Origin of the sequence: Methylophaga sp. UBA4204 (assembly GCF_002379485.1) — a bacterium.
Taxonomy (GTDB): Bacteria; Pseudomonadota; Gammaproteobacteria; order Nitrosococcales; family Methylophagaceae; genus Methylophaga.
The window spans coordinates 33,456-38,296 of record NZ_DFTU01000029.1 but is presented as its reverse complement, the minus strand read 5'-3'; the positions used below and the strand labels follow the sequence as shown (position 1 = coordinate 38,296).

Annotated in this window: 4 protein-coding genes and 1 pseudogene; 4 read left to right on the top strand and 1 reads right to left on the bottom strand. The window is 42.8% G+C overall.

Annotated elements, in window-relative coordinates; genetic code table 11:
* The first annotated feature begins 275 nt into the window (after positions 1–275).
* From egtB to B3182_RS03565, 3 genes are all read left to right on the top strand, one after another.
* Positions 276–1,586 (top strand): ergothioneine biosynthesis protein EgtB, encoded by a 1,311-nt coding sequence (gene egtB, locus B3182_RS03575; RefSeq protein ID WP_292353606.1) that lies wholly within the window; start codon positions 276–278, stop codon positions 1,584–1,586.
* Positions 1,586–2,599: an L-histidine N(alpha)-methyltransferase gene (gene egtD, locus B3182_RS03570; RefSeq protein ID WP_292353607.1), complete on the top strand. Its 1,014-nt coding sequence runs from the start codon at positions 1,586–1,588 to the stop codon at positions 2,597–2,599. The genes egtB and egtD overlap by 1 nt, the downstream gene beginning before the upstream one ends.
* 78 nt (positions 2,600–2,677) lie before the next feature.
* Entirely contained in the window at positions 2,678–3,553 is an 876-nt protein-coding gene (locus tag B3182_RS03565) for an ADP-polyphosphate phosphotransferase (protein WP_292400176.1), read from the top strand.
* A gap of 24 nt (positions 3,554–3,577) precedes the next feature.
* Here the strand turns inward: B3182_RS03565 and B3182_RS03560 are convergent, their stop codons facing one another.
* The gene (locus tag B3182_RS03560; RefSeq protein WP_292353609.1) at positions 3,578–4,048 is read right to left on the bottom strand and encodes an Lrp/AsnC family transcriptional regulator; all 471 of its coding nucleotides are present in this window, start codon (positions 4,046–4,048) and stop codon (positions 3,578–3,580) included.
* A 332-nt stretch (positions 4,049–4,380) separates the two neighbouring features.
* Here B3182_RS03560 and B3182_RS03555 point away from each other — a divergent pair.
* Positions 4,381–4,841 (top strand): annotated as a pseudogene (locus B3182_RS03555) (2-isopropylmalate synthase); the annotation flags it as partial.

The window sequence follows — 4,841 nt, the reverse complement described above, 5'->3', positions numbered from 1 at the left end:
TTTTTAAGGAGAAATAACATGCGATCCATTCTTTTATGGTTTTTAGGTGTGCCAATTCCCATCATTATTTTATTGGCGATCCTGCTTTAAATTTAACAGCAAAAAAGTTAGCGGAGTCGCTAATACGACTCTGCTAACAGTGCTAAATGAACAAGGTTTATCGCCGATGCAAGCCGCAGGTGTTTGCTATTGAGCTCTTCGGCTCTTAAGTTAACCAGCTTATCGCGACTTCAAAAGGTCAGGTGGTTGATAAAACCCAATATGGAGTTGAATCAATGACAAGAAAAAATAGTGCAATAGACCCAACTGTATTTGGGCAAGTAAATGAAGAACTCGAAACTTCTTTACAGGAAGCGTTTATAGAAGTCCGCCAACAAACGGAAAAGATTTGTGCCAATCTGGAAATTGAAGATCTGGTCGTACAGCCAGCCGCTTATGTCAGTCCACCAAAATGGCATTTGGCCCATACATCCTGGTTTTTTGACTGTTTTGTTTTAGCACCACTTCAGCTAGCGCAAACCAGCAAATCGCCTCAATATCATTTTTTATTCAACTCGTATTACAAAAGTCAGGGTGCCCATTGGCAGCAGTCCAATCGTGGTCAACTGTCTCGGCCGACAGTGAAAGAAATCATGCTTTATCGACAGCAGATTACCGAGGCGATTGTTGATCTTTTTGAATCGCACGCTCTGTCTGAACAACAACTGGAAATAATTGCCACCGGAATACAACACGAGCAGCAGCATCAGGAATTGTTGTTAATGGATATCAAATTTATTCTGGGTAATCAGCCTTGGCCTGCTGCCTATGAACAGACTGCTGATGCCGATGATATTTTATTACCTGCCAGAGCCCTGGGCTGGTTGGAATGGACAGAAAATATTTCTCTGTTTGGTGCGCGTTTGGATGAGTTCTCCTATGACAATGAACGTCCCCGCCATCGGCGTTGGATTAGTGGTTTTCAGTTGGCTGATCGGCTGATTAACAATGGCGAATATATGGATTTTATGACCGATGGTGGCTATCGTCGTCCAGAGCTATGGTTAAGTGATGGCTGGGACTGGGTGCAGCAAAACCAAATGACCCATCCGCTATACTGGCGTAAACAAAACCATCACTGGGATGAATATCATCTCCGCGGTCTGCAACCTTTAAACCCGAATTTACCGGTGAGTCATATCAGTTTTTATGAAGCCGATGCCTATGCGCGATGGATGGGGGCACGACTGCCTACTGAGTTTGAACTGGAGTCGTATACTTCTCGTAACAGACAGTTGTTTGAGGCTGAAAACGCTTTCTGGGATCCGGAACAATCAATTTATCCTTCTCCTGACAGGGCATGTGATGAATTTGATACAGGTCTGCTCTGGCAATGGACTAACAGTGCTTATTCACCCTATCCTGGATACAGAACATCTAATACGTCGCTCGGCGAATATAACGGTAAGTTCATGGCGAATCAGTATGTTTTGAAAGGTGGTTGTGTGGCAACGCCTAAACATCACATGCGTGCCAGTTATCGAAATTTTTACCGCCCATATGATCGCTGGGCTTTTACCGGTATTCGTTTGGCAAAGGATTTGTAATGACCTATCTGGTTCTGGATTCAATTCGAAATCAAACGCAAGATGCCCTTAAAGAGCAATTTGCTTTTGATGTTTTAATGGGATTCTCAGCACCCACCAAATATCTGCCAAGTAAATATTTTTATGATGCCAAAGGCAGTAAGTTATTTGAACAGATCACCGAGTTGGAGGAATATTATCCAACACGTTGTGAATTTGAAATCCTTAGTAAGGTTGGATCTGAACTTGCTGGATTTATCCAGGATAAGCCATTTGAAATTGTCGAGTTGGGCGCCGGGGATGGCTGTAAGACTAAAGTTTTGCTGAGCAAACTATTAGAATCCACTGATGCGTTTTCTTACATACCCATCGATATTTCTGAATCGGCGATGGCAGATCTGATCAGTTCATTAAATCAATCTCATCCGACGCTAACTACTCACGGTATTGTCGGTGATTATTTTGCCAGTATCCGCCACCTTGAAAACACATCTGACAGTCGCAAACTGGTGCTGTTGCTGGGCTCCAATATCGGCAACTTTGACTTTCCAAGTGCCAAACGGTTTTTGCACAGTATCTGGAAGTGTCTGAATCATAATGATTTATTGTTAATTGGTTTTGATTTGAAAAAAGATATTGATGTACTAACCCGGGCTTATAACGACAAAAAAGGCATTACCCGCGCTTTTAATTTGAATGTATTAACCCGTATTAATAATGAGCTGGATGGTGAGTTTGATTTAAACCGATTTTCGCATCATGGAATGTATAATCCGCGGCATGGGGCGATGGAGAGTTATTTAGTCTCGCTGGAGCAACAGGAAGTACATATCGGGGCGCTGGAGAAAACGTTTGAATTTAACCCCTATGAAGCCATCCATCTTGAGCTGTCACATAAATACCTGCTATCAGATATGCATAAAATGGCCAATGAAACCGGCTTTAATGTGTTGAAAAACTGGCAAGATTCCCAAGGCTATTTTGCTGATGGGCTTTGGCAGGTTAATAAGGATTTCCCCGAATCATCATTATAGGAAATTTGTCCTTTGAGATTTTCAAGCGTCTAATAAGCGAAAATACATCCCGACAGATTCATACCTTCAAAGGCAATAATGATGAAGCTCAATATCAGCGATTTTCAGGCCTTGCCAGACAGCAAGATTAATCTGAAGAAATGGCCTACTCTGATTGATCCTTTATATACCTCAAAAAAACACTACCAAAAAATACTGAAACAGAATGTTGAGGCATTAAGTGAGTTGCAGCATATGCTTTATGCCGATAATCATTATTCGATACTGCTGATTTTTCAGGGCATGGATGCCGCGGGAAAGGATGGCGCTATACGGCATGTGATGTCAGGTATTAATCCACAGGGTTTTCAGGTATTCAGCTTTAAACAGCCCAGTGCAAACGAACTGGAACATGATTTTCTTTGGCGAACGGCACGTTGCCTGCCTGAACGGGGACGGATCGGTATTTTTAATCGCTCCTATTATGAAGAGGTGCTGATTGTTAAAGTGCATCCTGAGTTTCTGGTGTCACAGCGCTTACCCGATAAACTGCCCCCCAAAAAAAGCTTCTGGCAGAACCGTTACCGTTCCATTCTGGAACATGAAGCACATTTGCATCGAAGTGGCACCCGAATCATTAAGTTCTTTTTACATCAATCCAAGGATGAGCAGGCCAGACGTTTTATGCAGAGAATCGATGACCCCGATAAAAACTGGAAACTGACTACTGCAGATATTGAACAACGTGAATTCTGGGATGACTATACCAAAGCGTACGAAGAGTGCATTAATGCTTCAACAACGAAAGAGGCACCGTGGTACATCATCCCTGCTGATGATAAAAAGAATGCCCGGTTAATTATTTCGGAAATCTTTTTAAACACATTGAGTGCGTTGCCATTAGCCTATCCTCAGGCGACTGATGCCCATCGACTTGAATTACAGTCTATTCGTGAGCATTTAGAGAAATCCTGACAGTAAAGCGACCTGAACGGAGCATTAATCTAATGGTAATGCCGTCGATTTTATCGGTGATTTCATCACAAACGACGTATGCACACCAGTCACTCCTTCAATTCGAGTGAGTTTCTGCAACAGAAACTGCTGATAGGCATCCATGTCCTTGACGATCACTTTGAGCAAGTAATCTGCTGATTGACCGGTAATCAAGTGACATTCCAATACTTCCGGGTAACTGGCGAGCTTTTCTTCCAGACCACTAAAGCGTTCCGGGGTATGTTTATCCATACTAATGCCTATAAAAGCCATCAGTGTCAGCCCCAGCTTACGTGCATTTAATAACGCCACATAACCATCGATCAAACCATTCTCTTCCATCTGTTTGACACGTCGAAGTGTAGGGGAGGGAGATAGGTTAATCGCTTCGGCCAGTTCCTGATTGGAAATGCGGCCCTGCTTTTGCAGAATATCGAGAATCATATGATCATATCGATCCAGTTTTTCAGTCATGATTTACTCCAATAAAATACATTAAAAGCATTTTATGCTTAAAAAATAACTTTATCAGCAATTATATTTGTATTGGAGACGTTTTCATGAAACTTTAGCAATTTAATTCTGCAGCTGTCTCTTTATACTATTCCACATGCCTGAACCGGTAGTGTTATAAGCCACAAGCTTTGTTTAACGCAGTTCTCTCAAGTTCATCACAAGTGAATGGCGGAAACTGAAAAAGATTGGTTACCCTCCAATCCTTGTTAAATAAACCTGCCGGAAGCGTCCCTAAAAAAACTACGCTCTCAGGCACTCTATTTTGCTTATCCAGACTCAGGAGTCAGAAGATGATTGCCAATCCCGCTCAAAAATATCGTCGCTTTGAGCCAATTCAATTACCGGATCGCCAATGGCCGAATCAGGTGATTGAAAAGCCGCCTATCTGGATGAGCACCGATCTGCGTGATGGCAATCAGGCATTGATTGATCCGATGTCGATCGAAACCAAAATGCGTTATTTCAAAGCCCTGGTGGAAATGGGCTTTAAGGAAATCGAGGTCGGATTTCCGTCTGCCTCGGAAACTGACTTTAATCTGGTCCGTCGTCTGATCGAAGAAAATGTGATCCCGGAGGATGTCACTATTGAAGTATTGACCCAGGCCCGTCAGGATTTAATTGAGCGCACTGTAGAGTCACTTAAAGGGGCTCGTCGGGCCATTTTACATATGTACAATCCGATTGCTCCGGCGTTTCGCAAAATCGTTTACAACACCGATAAAGCCGGCGTGAAAGAGATTGCCGAACGCGG